General features: G+C 63.9%; 13 protein-coding genes. 7 read left to right on the plus strand and 6 right to left on the minus strand.

Features of this window, described 5'->3' with window-relative positions:
• The first annotated feature begins 88 nt into the window (after positions 1–88).
• The gene (locus QRM57_RS05505) at positions 89–583 is read left to right on the plus strand and encodes an SRPBCC domain-containing protein (RefSeq protein WP_257369012.1); all 495 of its coding nucleotides are present in this window, start codon (positions 89–91) and stop codon (positions 581–583) included.
• Entirely contained in the window at positions 576–1,094 is a 519-nt protein-coding gene (locus QRM57_RS05510; RefSeq protein ID WP_257369011.1) for a GNAT family N-acetyltransferase, read from the plus strand. Before QRM57_RS05505 ends, QRM57_RS05510 begins: the two co-directional genes overlap by 8 nt.
• Before the next feature lie 25 nt (positions 1,095–1,119).
• On the opposite strand, the gene QRM57_RS05515 is transcribed toward QRM57_RS05510, so the two are convergent.
• A complete protein-coding gene (locus tag QRM57_RS05515; RefSeq protein ID WP_284985854.1) occupies positions 1,120–2,142 on the minus strand; it encodes a LacI family DNA-binding transcriptional regulator in 1,023 nt (340 codons plus the stop codon).
• 19 nt (positions 2,143–2,161) lie between these two features.
• Positions 2,162–3,904: a glycoside hydrolase family 13 protein gene (locus QRM57_RS05520; RefSeq protein ID WP_284985855.1), complete on the minus strand. Its 1,743-nt coding sequence runs from the start codon at positions 3,902–3,904 to the stop codon at positions 2,162–2,164.
• Between the two features lie 289 nt (positions 3,905–4,193).
• Between QRM57_RS05520 and QRM57_RS05525 the strand changes: the two genes are divergently transcribed.
• The 3 genes from QRM57_RS05525 to QRM57_RS05535 all read left to right on the plus strand — a co-directional run bounded on the left by QRM57_RS05525 (position 4,194) and on the right by QRM57_RS05535 (position 7,752).
• Positions 4,194–5,627 carry an FAD-binding oxidoreductase gene (locus QRM57_RS05525; protein ID WP_284986231.1) on the plus strand — a complete coding sequence of 478 codons (1,434 nt, stop codon included), beginning with the start codon at positions 4,194–4,196 and terminating at the stop codon, positions 5,625–5,627.
• A gap of 253 nt (positions 5,628–5,880) precedes the next feature.
• Positions 5,881–7,161 carry an MFS transporter gene (locus QRM57_RS05530; RefSeq protein ID WP_284985856.1) on the plus strand — a complete coding sequence of 427 codons (1,281 nt, stop codon included), beginning with the start codon at positions 5,881–5,883 and terminating at the stop codon, positions 7,159–7,161.
• 102 nt (positions 7,162–7,263) lie between these two features.
• Complete coding sequence (locus QRM57_RS05535; protein ID WP_257369007.1) at positions 7,264–7,752, plus strand: pyridoxamine 5'-phosphate oxidase family protein; 489 nt, start codon at positions 7,264–7,266, stop codon at positions 7,750–7,752.
• Between the two features lie 83 nt (positions 7,753–7,835).
• Here the strand turns inward: QRM57_RS05535 and QRM57_RS05540 are convergent, their stop codons facing one another.
• Entirely contained in the window at positions 7,836–9,065 is a 1,230-nt protein-coding gene (locus QRM57_RS05540; RefSeq protein WP_284985857.1) for an amidohydrolase family protein, read from the minus strand.
• Between the two features lie 206 nt (positions 9,066–9,271).
• Here QRM57_RS05540 and QRM57_RS05545 point away from each other — a divergent pair, with 206 nt between their 5' ends.
• A complete protein-coding gene (locus QRM57_RS05545; RefSeq protein WP_284985858.1) occupies positions 9,272–9,535 on the plus strand; it encodes a hypothetical protein in 264 nt (87 codons plus the stop codon).
• Between the two features lie 52 nt (positions 9,536–9,587).
• The gene (locus tag QRM57_RS05550) at positions 9,588–10,271 is read left to right on the plus strand and encodes a GntR family transcriptional regulator (RefSeq protein WP_284985859.1); all 684 of its coding nucleotides are present in this window, start codon (positions 9,588–9,590) and stop codon (positions 10,269–10,271) included.
• Between the two features lie 7 nt (positions 10,272–10,278).
• Here QRM57_RS05550 and QRM57_RS05555 read toward each other — a convergent pair whose 3' ends face one another.
• The 3 genes from QRM57_RS05555 to QRM57_RS05565 all read right to left on the minus strand — a co-directional run bounded on the left by QRM57_RS05555 (position 10,279) and on the right by QRM57_RS05565 (position 14,476).
• Positions 10,279–11,700: a DUF4032 domain-containing protein gene (locus QRM57_RS05555; protein ID WP_284985860.1), complete on the minus strand. Its 1,422-nt coding sequence runs from the start codon at positions 11,698–11,700 to the stop codon at positions 10,279–10,281.
• Positions 11,697–13,283 (minus strand): beta-N-acetylhexosaminidase, encoded by a 1,587-nt coding sequence (locus tag QRM57_RS05560; protein WP_284985861.1) that lies wholly within the window; start codon positions 13,281–13,283, stop codon positions 11,697–11,699. The genes QRM57_RS05555 and QRM57_RS05560 overlap by 4 nt, the downstream gene beginning before the upstream one ends.
• A gap of 110 nt (positions 13,284–13,393) precedes the next feature.
• Positions 13,394–14,476, minus strand: a complete 1,083-nt coding sequence (locus QRM57_RS05565) for an ABC transporter ATP-binding protein (RefSeq protein WP_142936539.1) — start codon at positions 14,474–14,476, stop codon at positions 13,394–13,396.
• Positions 14,477–14,522 lie beyond the last annotated feature (46 nt).

Below are 14,522 nucleotides of genomic sequence, written 5' to 3' on the forward strand. Positions count from 1 at the left end.
ACCATTAACAAGGGGGAGCCCCGACCACGACGGTCGGGGCTCCCCCCATTTAACAACCCGGTTCGAGCCGCCGGTAAAGTAGGTGGTCATGGAAAATCTCTTCAGCCATCCCGCGTCCGAACCCGAGCCCTCCGAGCAGTCCGGCAATGAGCTTGAGCCCCTGGTAGTGACCGTGGTGGTCCCATCGAACGTATCGCATGCTTTCCAAGGCTTCACTGACCACCCCCACCTGTGGTGGCCCATGGAGGAGGAGAGCGTCTTTGGGCTCGGTTCCCATGTGGAGTTCGAGGAGAACCTGATCCTGGAGACAGCCGAGGACGGCCGCACCTCTGTCTGGGGCACCATTGACGACTGGCAGCCTCCCCTCTCCTTCCATGCCAGCTGGTATCCGGCGAGCACACCCTTGTGGTCCACGGAGATCCGTGTTGCGTTCCGTGCCGTTGATGACGGGACAGAGGTCCGTCTGGTCCACGACGGTTGGGAAGGCGCCGAGGACCCTGCGGCTTCACGGGCTTCCTATGCTGAGGGTTGGCCTCGCGTGCTGCAGCGCTACGTGAGATTCATGGGCGGAGCCGTTGCCTAGGGTCCGCCGGCTCCACGCCGATGACTGGTTGTTGCTGAAGAACATTCGCTTGGAGATGCTTGCTGACACCCCCATGGCTTACGTCGAAAACCTGGATGCGGCACGTCGGCAGACGGATACCCAATGGCAGCAACGAGCGGCCACAATGTGCGGGGATGGCAACGTCACGCTGGTTGCGGATGGGGGCAAAGACGATCACAGACTTTACGGGCTGATGAGGGTGGTGTTGAAGCACCCGCAGGATCCTGGGTTGGCGCCGGTCGCTATGCTCATTAGCGTTTACGTGGCCCCTGAGCATCGCGGCTTGGGATTGGCTGATGAGCTTTTGAATGCGGCGTGCAGGGTCGCAGGGGAGTCCTTGGGGGCCGATCGTCTTGAACTGGGAGTCCATGAGGACAATGCCCGGGCTCAAGCGTTCTACAGCCGCCATGGATTCGAGTTGACGGGTGCCAGCCGGCCCTATCCGCAGGATCCGGCCAAGCTGGAGCTCGTGATGGAACGGCTGCTGTAGACGGCGGGACAAAGGGCTAGTACAGCTAGTTCGCGTCGGCCGGTGGAACAGCGGTGCTGGTGCGCACAACGAGCCTGGTGGGGTGCTGCGTGTCCGCTGCGACGAGAGGGGTGCCGTTGGTGATCGCCCCAAGGAGGGTACGGACTGCAAGTGCCCCTTGACCCTTGGCATCCTGGTCGATGGTAGTCAGTCCCAGGACGTTCCCAAGGTCGTGTCCGTCGATGCCCATGACCGAGATGTCATCCGGGACGCGCAACCCGAAGTCGCGCGCAGCCAGGATGGTGCCGATCGCCATTTCGTCAGATGCTGCGAAGACGGCGGTTGGCCGTTCCGGCGCGCCGGCAAGCAACTGCCGGGCGGCCGCATAGGCGCCTTCTATGGTGAAGTCCGCAGAAACGATCCATTCGGGCCTGACCGGACATCCGGCGTCGTTCATTGCTTTTTCGAAACCGGTGCGGCGGGTTCCGGGCAGATGGAAGTCCTGATCGTAGGCTTCATGACCGGTGATGTGGGCGATCCTGGTGTGCCCCAAGCCTAGAAGGTGGTTGGTGGCCTGGCGCGCAATGGCCGTGTCGTCGATCCTGATGGTGGAGGCTCCAGGCAATGGCCCGCCGATGCCAACGATCGGGCGGTGCACGGCATGCAGTTGCCGGAGTTCGTTCTCGCTCAGTTCCAAGGAGACCGCAATGACCGCGTCCACACGCTTGCGCAGAAGGAAATCGTTGAAGACACTCTGCCGGTGGGCCGCATTCTCGCCGATGTTGTAGAGCGTGAGGTCGTAGCCCGCCTCCAACAGGGCTGCTGATGCGCCCTCCACCACCGCTGAAAAGAACCAGCGATGGACGGAGGGCACCACCAGGCCAACGTTGTGGGTCCGGCCGGACGCCAGGCTGGACGCGGGATAGGACAAAACGAAACCCAGCTCGCAGGCGGCGGCCCGGGCACGTTCGCGGCTGGCAGGGGATACGCTGCCTTTACCGCTCAGGGCCCGGGAAACTGTTGCCACGGACAAACCTGCGCGCTCGGCAACGTCCTTGATACCGGTCATCCCGCTCCTTGAAAAAGATTTAGCTGACTTTGAGCCAGACTGTCTCTCCCGAGCTTATTTGATCAGCAGCCTGTGGTTCCGTGCCTACATGCCGGGAGCTGCGCAGGATTAGCTCTCCGGGCGGCATCGGCATGGGCTGGTGTGCCGTATTCATGACCACCAGGATGTTTCCGTTGAGGTACGCGAGTGACGAGCCGCTGCAGTAATCCTCCACCCAGGCCAAAGATCCTTCACCGAGTCGGAGTGCGGCCCTTTCGGCCAGTAATTCACGGTACAGGTTAAGGTGCGACGCCGGATCGGACTCCTGCTTGTCCCTCGCCAGTGTGGGCCAGGACTCGGGCTGGGGCAGCCAAGGATCCTTGCCGTCCCCGAAGCCGGCGTTGGCGTCCGCCGCTCGCCACGGCAGCGGCACACGGCAGCCGTCGCGGCCGATGCGGGCCCCGCCTGTCCGGCTGAACGTGGGGTCCTGCCGAAGCGCGGCGGGGATGGTGGTGGAATCGGGGAGGCCCAGCTCCTCACCCTGGTAAAGGTAGGCGCCGCCCGGAAGGCCGAGCATGAACATGGTGGCCGCGGCAGCCCGCCGTCGTCCGAGTTCCTCGTTGGGCTGTACGTCGTCAGGCCCTATGCCATCACCATCGCGGGGGCCGGGTCCGTCGTATCCGAACCGGGAAACGTGCCGGACAACATCGTGGTTGGAGAGAACCCAAGTACTCGGGGCCCCGACAGCATCCAGCGAGACCAGGGAGTCAGTGATGGTGTGGCGAAGGCGGTAGACGTCCAAGCCGGCATGCAGGTACGGGAAGTTGAAGGCTTGGTGCATCTCGTCGGGGCGGACCCACAGCGCCAGCCGCGGAAGCGGGTCCACATTGGCTTCGGCGCAGAGGATGCGGTCCGGCCCGTATTCCTCCAGGATGGAGCGCCAGCGCCGGTAGATGTCGTGCAGTGCGGGCTGGCCGAACATGGGAGCATCCTGGCCCGGGAAGCCGTCCGAGCTGTTGCCATCAGCGCGGCCGCCCCAGTTGGGAAGGCCTGCGGCTTTGACCAAGGCGTGGGCAACATCAACACGGAAGCCGGAAATACCGCGGTCCAGCCAAAAACGGAGCACGCGTTCAAACTCTGCGTGGACCGCAGGGTTGTCCCAGTTGAAGTCCGGCTGCGAGGAGTCGAAAAGATGCAGGAACCACTGTCCTGGCCGCCCGTCCGCTTCGATGATGCGGGTCCAGGCCGAGCCGCCAAAATGCGACTGCCAGTTGTTGGGCGGCTCGTTGCCGTCGGGACCAAGCCCGTCCCTGAAGATGAACATGTTGCGCTCGGGGCTATGAGGTCCGGCCTGGAGTGCCGCCTGGAACGCTACGTGCTGGTCGGAGCAATGGTTGGGAACCAGGTCCGCAATGACGCGCAGGTTCAGCCTGTTGGCTTCGGCAATCAGTGCGTCAAAGTCCGTCAGGGTGCCAAACAGCGGGTCGACGTCGCAGTAGTCGCTCACGTCGTAACCTGCGTCCCTCTGGGGCGAACGGTAGAACGGCGACAGCCACACGGCGTCCACTCCCAAAGCTGCAAGCTTCCCCAGTTCTTCCGTGATGCCAGCCAGGTCTCCTACGCCGTCCCCGTTGAGGTCGCGGAAGGACCGCGGATAGATCTGGTAGATGACGGCGGAACGCCACCAACCGTGGGCGTCGGAGGCGTTGTGGACTGGGGTTACCTGCGTGAATGCAGCAGTGGGCTCGTAGGCCTCAACTGAGAGCAATGAATCAACGGACATGGACACATCGTAGGAGACAGCCCGGAATATTGAAAGCGCTTCCACTTTTATGAACGCGTCACCCACAGCAAGGCGCAGTAGCGCGGATTTTCACAGGAGTAAGTTCGGGGCTATGTATGGAAACGCTTACAGATGTCATCGTGGGAGGCCGAGGGATTTAGCCTGGCTGTGCCAAAAAGGCCACGGGTCCGCTGGCTAGACTATGAGCACGGAAAACACTGCGAAGACTGCCGGGTTGGCGTGTCCGCGGTGCTCGTGTGAAGGGAACACCTTGTCTGACGAAATGGCCATGGCCGGTACACCACAGAAACGCACACACGGCCAAGGCGAAGCAGCCCAGCCATCACCAGCGCAGCGGGCTTTCCTGCGCGACCTTGCAGAAGGCCTGGGCGCCGGCAATCTGGCCCAGGACGTTGAAACCCTCAACACCTACTCAGCCGACCAGGGCCCCCTCTTGGAACGGCACCTGCCCCTTACCGTCGTTTGGGCTGAGTCCGTGGCGGACGTGCAACACGTCGTCCGCACCTGCGCCGCACACCGGGTTCCGATCGTCGCCCGAGGCGCCGGAACAGGTGTCTCCGGTGGTGCGCACGCCACCGAAGGGTGCATCGTCCTGAGCCTCGAACGGATGAACCGCATCCTGGACCTGAACCCCGACGACGAGACCGCCGTCGTCGAACCCGGCGTCATCAATGCCGACCTGAACGCCGCCGCCGCCGAACACGGACTGATGTACGCGCCGGACCCCGCCAGCTACAAAATGTCTACCATCGGTGGCAACGTGGCCACGAACGCGGGCGGGCTGCGCTGCGCCAAATACGGTGTAACGCGTGATTCCGTGTTGGCACTGGATGTCGTCATGGCTGACGGCTCCCTGATGCACACCGGCCACCAGACCTTCAAGGGCGTCGCGGGCTACGACCTGACCGCCCTGCTGGTGGGCTCCGAAGGAACACTGGGAATCGTGGTGGGCGTGACAGTACGACTGAAATACCTGCCGCGCGAAATCCACACCATCGCCGCCTTCTACCAGGACTTCCGCAGCGCCGCCGCGGGCGTCCTCGCTGTAGGCCGGGCACGGGTCCAGCCAGCGATCATGGAACTTCTGGACAACGGCACGCTGGTGCAACTGGACGAACTGCACGGGGGAGACCTCCAGAAACGCGGCAAATCCCTGCTGCTCATCCAGACCGACGGTTTCGGTGCTGCTGCGGAGGCCGACGTCGTACGGCAGGTCCTCGCCGACGGTGGCGCCACCGTTACCACCGAAGCCAGCGCCGAAGCCGAAATGCTGGTGGAACTGCGACGCAACAGCCGCGGCGTCGAGGTCGACGACGAATTCCGGGTAGGCGAAGACATTGCCGTCCCACGATCGCGGCTGGTGGACTTCGTAGCCGCCCTTGAAGCGATGGCCGAGCGGTTCCAGGTCCGGCTCAAGGTAGTGGCCCACGCCGGCGACGGTAACCTGCACCCCACCTTCTGGATGGACCGGGTGGACCCGGCCACCGACGCCGACGCCCTGCAGCGCCTTAACGCAGCCCTGGACGAGTCGATCAGGGTGGGGCTCCAGATGGGTGGAACCATCACCGGTGAGCACGGCGTAGGGCAATACAAGCTGCGCTGGCTGGGACTTGAGCAGCCGGAGCCCGTGCGGGAGCTGCAGCGCCGGATCAAGGAGCTGTTCGATCCGCAGGGGATCCTGAACCCGGGGAAGGCTATCTAGGTCCGACATCTGGGTGGGCCGGGCCCGAAGGGCCGGAACGCTCTGCGCGCTCGGTCGTTCCTCCCTTAGACGCGCGCTGCCGCGTTCCGGCCCTTCGGGCCCCTTGGGGGCGCCGTTGGATGCACGCCCCGCCCTTGGTATTCCAAAGTATGACTATCCCATCCCCTGGCTGCATCAATTACACACATTTACAATTCTTGGGTTCTGCCCATACTCTTATTTGGTATACCAAAGATGTTATGAGGAGGATTGCGTGCGTGAAAACCGGGTGGGTGGGGCGGGGCTGGGTTCGAGGACGACGACGGGCCTGATCTTGCTCGCACTTGTGATGGTGTCCATCAATCTTCGGCCGGCTATTACTACGGTGGCCGGGGTGATGAATCAGGTGCACGGGGTTTATGGACTCGATCCTTCGCTGCTTCCGCTCTTGGGAACGTTGCCGGTGTTGGCTTTCGGGATTTCGGGACCCGTTGGGCCGTGGCTGGCTCGCCGACTGGGAATCGGACGGGCCGTAGCCGTGGCACTACTGGCGTTGGCTGCAGCGCTGATCCTCCGTGCGACCGTGCCAGCCCTCTTGCTCCCGGGCACTTTCCTGGCCGGCATGGCGATCATGAGCGCCAGCGTGTTGGTTCCGCAGATCGTCAAATCCAACAGGGGAACGGGGTGGTGGACTGGCCTTTGCACCATGGGATTTGGACTAGGTGCCGCACTTGGGGCCGGGCTGGTCCAGCCACTGGAGCAGGCCTTCGGCGGAAGCCTGCCGTCGGCACTTGCCGCCTGGGCCGTGCCGGCCCTGCTGGGGGCCTTCTTGATCCACCGCTCCGGAGGACGCACGACGTCGACACCCCCGTCGCCGGGAACGGCAAGCCAGGTGCCTGGTTCGGCCAGCCCAGTACCTGGCTCAGCCAACCCACTCAGGAAGCAGCGCACAGCATGGGCGGTCACGGCGTTCTTCGGTTTGCAGGCCATGCTCTACTTCGCCATCACCTCATGGCTGGCTGTGTACCTGGTATCCCGGGGGCTCTCGCCTTCGGAAGCTGCGGCATTGCTGGCATGGTTCAGCCTCGCTGGATTGCCGGCCAGCCTCCTTGCTCCTGTCCTGGCGGGCCGGCCCAGGATACTGCGGGTCATGGCGCCCGGACTTGGAATATCCGTGGCCCTCGCACTCGTGGGAGTGCTGGTTGCACCTGTAGGGCTGCAGTTCCTCATGGTCGGCATACTCGGGGTTGTGCAAAGCGCTGGTTTTGGCCTGGCCATGGCACTGGTGGTGATCCGCTCGGCGGGGCCGCAATCAGCGGGTCGGCTCTCGGCCATGAGTCAAGGGTTCGGCTTTGCGCTTGCTTCGCTGGGCCCCTTGGGCGCCGGATTGCTTCACACCATGACGGGCGGTTGGGAAGTGACGTTCTGGGCGCTCGCGGCTGAGGCGCTGGTGCTGGCCGGGGCAGGCTTCCTTGCCATTCGTGGGCCCCTGGTGAGCGTCGAACCGGCCGAGGCGTCCCTGCAACCCGCGTCGAAGGCTGGATCTCTTCGCTGAGGCGTTGTCCGACGTCGGTGGAACCACCTAGCGCTGAAGACAGCCTTTCCGGTGGCAGGCTGGGCCTTTCGGGGGGTCACTCTGCGGCGTATCCTCGGCGATATGACGACCTCAGCATCAGGGACGAATCAGCCAGCCACCCCCGCTACGGAAATCCTTGAAACCAACGAGTGTTGGGAGCTCTTGCGCGGCGTATCAGTTGGCAGGCTGGCTGTGTGGGTGGACGACCACCCCGATATTTTCCCCGTGAATTACAAAGTGGACCACGGAACCCTGGTCTTCAGGACCGGCGAAGGAACCAAGCTCCACGCGGCCCTTGGCGACACCCCGGTGGCCATCGAGGCCGACGGGGTCAACGCTGAAACCGGCGTGGCGTGGAGCGTCGTGGTCAGGGGCCAGGCGTCCGCGGTGAAGCTGACCCAGGACGTGCTGGACACGATCGGGCTCCTGCTGTTTCCGTGGGAAGCCGGCCAGAAGGACCAGTTCATCCGCATCACACCCAGCAAAGTCACAGGCCGTCGCTTCACAGTCACTCCGGCTGTGACGTGGTGGACGCCGCTGGATGACGCGCCAACTGCGCGAAGCGAGTAGCCGTTAACAACGAAACCCGCCCTGGTTCGGCACTCCTCACGCTCAACGGTGAGGAGAACCAACCAGAGCGGGTTTCGTAGCGGCTAGACCAGTTCCAACTGGTCAGCCACCACACGGCCTGCATGGATCACGGTACGGTCCTTGCCGCGGTCCATCACCGTGGAGGCCACCGTTTCGCCGTCCACCAGGAGCAGTTCGGCAGGATCGCCAACTTCGACGCCGGGACGGTGAGCCGTGTCCTTGAGCCGGGTAGCGCTGGGGTCAAGGATGCTTGCGCCGCCGATGGTGGCAATGGCCAGGCAGTGCTCGATCAGCTCGTCCTTGCGGAAACCGTGCGTGAACGCCAGCTGCCATGTACGGTCCAGCATGTCCGTGTTGCCGTAAGGGGACCAGTAATCGCGTTGGCCGTCTTCGCCCAGCCCCAAACGGACGCCGGCCTCGGTGAGGAGCGGGATGGGCAATTGTCCTGCGGCGGAAGGAGCTACCGAAGCCAAGGAAACGTCCAGCTCCGCAAAGGCGTCAATGAGCCTGCGGGTAGTGGCTTCGTTGACGCTGCCCAGTTGGTAGGCGTGGGACATGGTCACTTTGCCTTGCATGCCCAGGGCCCGGGTGCGCTCGAGTACCAGGTCCGTGCTGAAGACGCCCAGTTCGCCTGGCTCGTGCAGGTGGATGTCGATGGGCACCTGATACTTCTCGGCCAGGCCGAACACGATGTCCAGATGCTTGGCCGGATCCCGGTCCAGAGTACAGGGATCGATGCCGCCCATGACGTTGGCACCGGCCTTCAGTGCTTCCTCCATGAGTTCCACTGTGCCTTCTTCCAACAACAACCCGGCCTGGGGGAAAGCGATGATGTCCACGGATGCCTGACCCGCAAACTTCTCCTTGGCCGCTGCCACCGCCTCGAATCGTTCGAGCCTGCAGTCCACATCCACCTGCGCATATGAGCGCACGCGGGTGGTGCCGCGCGCGATCATCCGGCCCAGGGTGTCGTTGACGCGGTCCTGCAGGGGGACCTCGGCATTGCGCCAGTTGAGGCGGTCGTTCATCATCATGGTCCACACGCCCGGACCGCCGGTGTGCTCGCGGAACGGCAAGCCTATCCGGGTCGAATCGAGGTGCACATGGACATCGGAAAAGGACGGGAGGAGTAGCCGTCCCCGGCCCTCCACCACTGTGACGCCTTCCGGAACTGCGCGGGCATGGTCGTGACGTTCGACGGCGGTGATCTGGCCGCCCGTTGGGCCCGAAACGATGCTGACGTCGCTGAGCTCATGCCCCCACGGGCGAACGGCGCGGATCAGGGTGTTCAATGTTTGCTCCTTTGGTAGTGAATCTATTGCACACCGGACAGCACCGTGGCAGCCATACCTGCGTGGTGGCAGGCGGGTGCGTCCGGTGTGGCTGGTGTGGGAATCTGGTTGCAATGGCACAGCTGACAACAGCGCCTTGGTGTACGGGTGCAAGGGGTTGCTGAAGGAAACGGCGGTGGCATCTGCGGACAGGGACATCCTTCTCCTTGGGAGACATCCGTGACGGCGTCCACGACGATCCACTCCGGACGCTCGTCCTGAACGGAACAGCCCGCCAGGCTGTGCTGTCCGTGGTGGCCGGCCGAACCATCATGGCTGACGGTGTGATCGACGGGGTGGACCTGGACTATTGGCGCCTGAAGGGTCAGGAATTGTTCGACAAGATGCGCCAGGCCTACACCGTTCGGGACACCCTGAACCGCCCGGCCAATGAGCTGTTTCCTCCCGTGTATGCTCGGTTGGAACGCTGACCGGCGCCGTCCGGCACACGAGGCGTGCAAGGGTGTGAGGGAAGGTTTGACAGTGGCTGAGGCGATGCCGGAAACCGGAACTGGCCGCGACGATGAGGCCCGTGCCGAGAACGTCTATCAACTGGTGCTCGAGGGCATAGTCACAGGCACGTATGCCCAGGGCGTGCGTCTACGCGAGCGCGAACTCTCCGAGGTCTACAACGTCTCGCGTATTCCGGTGCGCGAAGCCATCCAACGACTGGAACAGGACGGTTTTGTCCAGACGTTCCCGCGCCGCGGTGCCGTGGTCCGGCAGCTGACCCTCACCGACGTCAACGAACTGTTCGACATCCGGCTGTGCCTGGAAACGTTCGCCGCCCGGAGGGCTGCCACTCGGGTGGCAGAAGGTGCCGACGGCGGCCGGTTGGAGGAGCTGATGCAGGCCTCCACCTCGGCCATCGATGAGGACCGGACGGAGGACGTCGCCGTGATCAGTGCCGAACTCCACGCCGAAATCGTCCGCCTGTCCGGAAACCGCCTGCTGATCGAGTCCGTGAAGCCGCTGTTCGGCAGGATGCGGTGGATTTTCGGGCTGGCGCACAACCGCAGCAACGAACTCCAACGCGACGAGCACACCGAGCTCTGCAACGCCATCTTGAAAGGCCGGCCCGACTTGGCCTACTCCCTGGCGTACTCGCACATCGAACTGGGCCGCGAACCGGTCCTGTCAGGCCTCGCCGAGACGCTGGAGCCCTGAAGCTCCACTAGTCGTCGGCGTCCGGGTACTCGTCTTCATCCTCGTCGTCGTAGCGGCCGGATTCCTCCACTTCGACCTCGAGGATCTTCAACAACTCAGTGTCCGGATTCAGCATGATGGCTGCCTCGTCACGGCGGTGCTGCAGCACGGTGTCCAGGTAGGACTGCACCGTCTCGGCCAGCGGAACGTACCTGTCCTGCTTCTGGCTCATGTACCAGCGGTGCTCCAGGACTTCATGGACGACCTCTGCCGGTTCCAGCTTCCCGGCCAGGTGGCGGGGAATGGAACGGACAATGGGTTCGAAGATCTGGCTGACCCAAATATGGGCGCTGATCTCCTCATCCAGTTCCGGGTTGTTGTCGGCACGGAACTGGTCCATGTCGTTCAACAGTCTGCGGGCCTGGTTCTCCTGGGCGTCCAAACCCGTGAGGCGAAGCAACCGCCGCTGGTGGTGGCCGGCGTCGACCACTTTTGGCTGGAGCTGGATGGTGGAGCCGTCCGCCGTGGTCTTGATGGCGTATTCCTCGACGTCGAAGCCCAGCTCGTTGAGGCGGCGGATGCGCGCACCCACGCGCCAACGCTCGCCGAGCTCAAAGGACTCCTTCTCCGTGAGCTCGGTCCAGAGCCGGCGGTAGCTGTCCATGATCAGCTCGCTGGTGGCTACCGGGTCAACCTTTTCCTCGATCAGCCCACCGTCCAACAGATCCATCAGTTCACCGGCAATGTTCACCCGGGCGATTTCGAGGTCATATTCACGCTGGCCCATGGAAAGGTCCGGGTAAAGCTCACCCGTTTCCGCGTCCACCAGGTAAGCGGCGAAAGCGCCGGCGTCGCGGCGGAACAGCGTGTTGGACAGTGACACGTCACCCCAATAGAAACCCACCAGGTGCAGTCGCACCAGCAACAGCGCCTGCGCGTCAATGAGGCGGGTCAGCGTGTCCTTCCGCAGCATCTGGGAGAACAACGCGCGGTAGGGCATGGAGAATTTCAGGTGCCGGGTGACCAGCACCGGGTTCAGCGGACGCCCGTCCGCGGTGGTGCGGCCGGTGATGACGGCCACCGGTTCCACGCAGGGAACGTCCAGCCGTGCCAGCTTACGGAGCATGTGGTACTCGTGGCGGGCGACGTGTTCTGAGGTTTCCTTGATGGCAATGACCGAGCCGCCAAGGTGGGCAAAGCGGACGATGTGCCGGGAAATACCGCGGGGCAGGGCGGCGAGGTTCTCGGTTGGCCAGTCCTCCAGGGCGATGTGCCACGGCAGGTCCAGCAGCTCGGGATCGGCTGCCGCAGCAGTGATGTTCAGCGAACCGATCACGCTGGCCGGCGGTGCGGTGTCCTGCGCGCTGGCTGCCTCAGTCCTGGGGAGCTTGCCGATCTGCCCGTAGTCGGTGGGTTCGTCGTGCCACTGGGCTCCGTTTTGCTCGCTCATGCCTCAATTGTTCCGTACTTGGGGTCGCTGGCGGTCATCGCGCCTGAAAAGGGATACTCCGGCTTCGCCGACCATTCGACGTCGGGCGCTTCCTGGAAGACGACGCCTTGCCGCGCCAGCCGCTCACCCAAGGCGCCGAGCCGACGTCGGAAGTCACCGGCGTTGCGGACTTCCTGACCGGACCAGGCCACTTCCGACAGTGAGACCGCCCGTGGGTACAGGAGCCATTGGGCCTGTTTGTTGTTCCGTACCGTTTCAGACCACAGGGGGCCTTCGACGCCGAGGATCTGTTCGTCGTGCAGGCCGCCCTGGACCGGGTCCCAGTTGTAATACTCGGACCAGGTAAAGGGGCCGCCCTCCACCCACGACAACCCAACAGGACTTTCCGGATCATATTTCTGGTCCAGGTAGGTGTTCGCTGCGGGGGACATGATGACCGGTGTTCCGCTGTTGTGGGCCTGTCGCACGGTGGCCTCCAGATCGCCGTGCCAGTACTGGATCACCGCACCATCCGGAAGCTCGACGGCGGCAAATTCGTTCCAACCCACCACGGCCTTGCCCGTCGCGGCGGCTATCTGGACAAACTGCTGCACCATGGCGACGTAGTCCTCGTGGGCCGTGACGTGGGCTTCGTCTCCACCGATGTGCAGGTACGGGCCTACTGTGATGTCGGCGAGCTGTCCGAGGACTTCGCGGGCGAACTCGTAGGTGGCGGGCACGTCCGCGCTCAGGGTTGACCAGCCAACCTCGGCCGTGGTGCTCATGGGTTTGGCCTTGCCGTCCGGATTGAGCTGAGGGATGGCGGCGAGGGCGGCGTTGACGTGCCCGGGGAGGTCGATTTCCGGCACCACCAGGACATTGCGGCTGGCGGCGTACGCCTGGATGTCCCGGAAATCCTGTTGCGTGTAGAAGCCCGAGTTGCCGCGCGCAGGCACGGCAGTGGGGACCTCGACGGCGCCCGTGCCGCCCAGCCGGGTGAGGTTGGCGTAGTCCAGACCGGACGGATTCTCCTTGGGCTCCAGGATTTCGATGCGCCACGCCTGGTCATCGGTAAGGTGCAGGTGCAGTGCGTTCAGCTTGAACTGCGTCATGACATCGATCTGCTCCTTCACCTCCTCCACAGTGAAGAAGTTGCGGGCAACGTCCAGCATGACGCCGCGGTAGGCGAAACGCGGCGCGTCAGCGATTTCGACGGCGGGAATCACCCAGGCGCCATCGGCGCCCGGCTCCGTACCCTCGATGGATGCGGGGAAAAGCTGGCGCAGTGTCTGCACTCCGTTGAACAGGCCGGCATCTGTGGAGGACGAAAGCCGGATGGCATCGCTGGTGACAGTGAGCGAGTACGCTTCCGGGCCGCCGTCGAACATGTCCACCAGCTCGAGGACGATGTCACCGGGGCGGGTGTCCTCCGTTATGGGCAGCTCGAAACCGGTGCCACGGCGCAGAAGCGAAGCGAGCTGCTCAGCGACGGGCACGGCAGGATCACTGGCCACGATCCGGGCGTTGGGGGCGAGCGTGAAGGCAGGGCTGTCCAGGGATTCGACGTGCGAGGGGCGGGGGATCAGGGTATCTGTCGTGTTCATGCCGTTCTTTCACAGGAGTTAGGTTAACGCGAGAGCGGCCCGACCGTGAGGGGTCGGGCCGCTATCACAATGCGGAACGTACAGACGCGTCAGCGCCTAGGGGCGGGGGATTAGTCGCCCAGGCGGAGGCCGGTCTTGGTGTCGAACAGGTGGACGTGGCCGGACTGCGGACGAACAAAGATGGACTCGCCCTTCATCGGGGGGCGACGGCCATCGACGCGGGCGACGATGTCGTGGCTCTTGCCATCAAGGATGGTGTGGCCGTAGACGTAAGCGTCGGCGCCGAGCTCTTCAACAACGTCAACCTCGACCTGGAGGCCTTCGCCGTTGCCGACCGTCTCCAGGTCTTCCGGACGCGAGCCAACGGTAACCGTCTGGCCGTGTGCTTCCTGGAGGACGTCGCGCGGCACGGGGTAGACCGTTCCACCGAACTGAACGCCGCCGTCGACTACCGGCAGTTCCAGCAGGTTCATGGCCGGGGAGCCAATGAAGCCTGCAACGAAGACGTTCTGCGGGCGGTCGTACAGGTTGCGGGGGGTGTCAACCTGCTGCAGCAGGCCGTCCTTCAGCACAGCCACGCGGTCACCCATGGTCATGGCCTCGACCTGGTCGTGCGTCACGTAAACCGTGGTGACGCCCAGGCGGCGGGTCAGGGACGCGATCTGCGTACGGGTCTGGACGCGGAGCTTGGCGTCAAGGTTGGAAAGCGGCTCATCCATGAGGAAGACCTGGGGGTTACGGACGATTGCGCGACCCATGGCAACACGCTGACGCTGACCGCCGGAGAGTGCCTTCGGCTTGCGGTCCAGGTACTGCTCGAGGTCGAGGAGCTTGGCGGCTTCGCGGACACGCTCTGCGCGCTCTTCCTTGGAAACGCCGGCGATCTTCAGGGCGAAGCCCATGTTGTCCGCAACGGTCATGTGCGGGTAGAGGGCGTAGTTCTGGAAGACCATTGCGATGTCGCGGTCCTTCGGCGGAACGTCCGTGACGTCGCGGTCGCCAATGAGGATGCGGCCTGCGTTGACGTCCTCAAGGCCTGCGAGCATGCGCAGCGAGGTGGACTTACCGCAACCGGAGGGTCCAACGAGGACCAGGAATTCGCCATCGGCGATGTCGATGTTGAGCTTATCGACGGCGGGCTTATCTGTGCCCGGGTACAGACGCGTAGCGTTATCAAAAGTAACTGTAGCCACAGTTATCAATCCCTTCACCGGCAGGTACGTGCCGGACGATCCGTTG

It is taken from the genome of Arthrobacter sp. fls2-241-R2A-172, assembly GCF_030208885.1.
Lineage (GTDB): Bacteria > Actinomycetota > Actinomycetes > Actinomycetales > Micrococcaceae > Arthrobacter.

What these genes read in the sequence shown, in the direction of transcription:
- QRM57_RS05525 (WP_284986231.1), top strand. Translation starts at nt 4,194, where the DNA reads ATGGCCGGTACACCACAGAAACGCACACACGGCCAAGGCGAAGCAGCC.
- QRM57_RS05555 (WP_284985860.1), bottom strand. Translation starts at nt 11,700, where the DNA reads ATGAGCGAGCAAAACGGAGCCCAGTGGCACGACGAACCCACCGACTAC.
- QRM57_RS05520 (WP_284985855.1), bottom strand. Translation starts at nt 3,904, where the DNA reads ATGTCCGTTGATTCATTGCTCTCAGTTGAGGCCTACGAGCCCACTGCT.
- QRM57_RS05515 (WP_284985854.1), bottom strand. Translation starts at nt 2,142, where the DNA reads ATGACCGGTATCAAGGACGTTGCCGAGCGCGCAGGTTTGTCCGTGGCA.
- QRM57_RS05560 (WP_284985861.1), bottom strand. Translation starts at nt 13,283, where the DNA reads ATGAACACGACAGATACCCTGATCCCCCGCCCCTCGCACGTCGAATCC.
- QRM57_RS05535 (WP_257369007.1), top strand. Translation starts at nt 7,264, where the DNA reads ATGACGACCTCAGCATCAGGGACGAATCAGCCAGCCACCCCCGCTACG.
- QRM57_RS05505 (WP_257369012.1), top strand. Translation starts at nt 89, where the DNA reads ATGGAAAATCTCTTCAGCCATCCCGCGTCCGAACCCGAGCCCTCCGAG.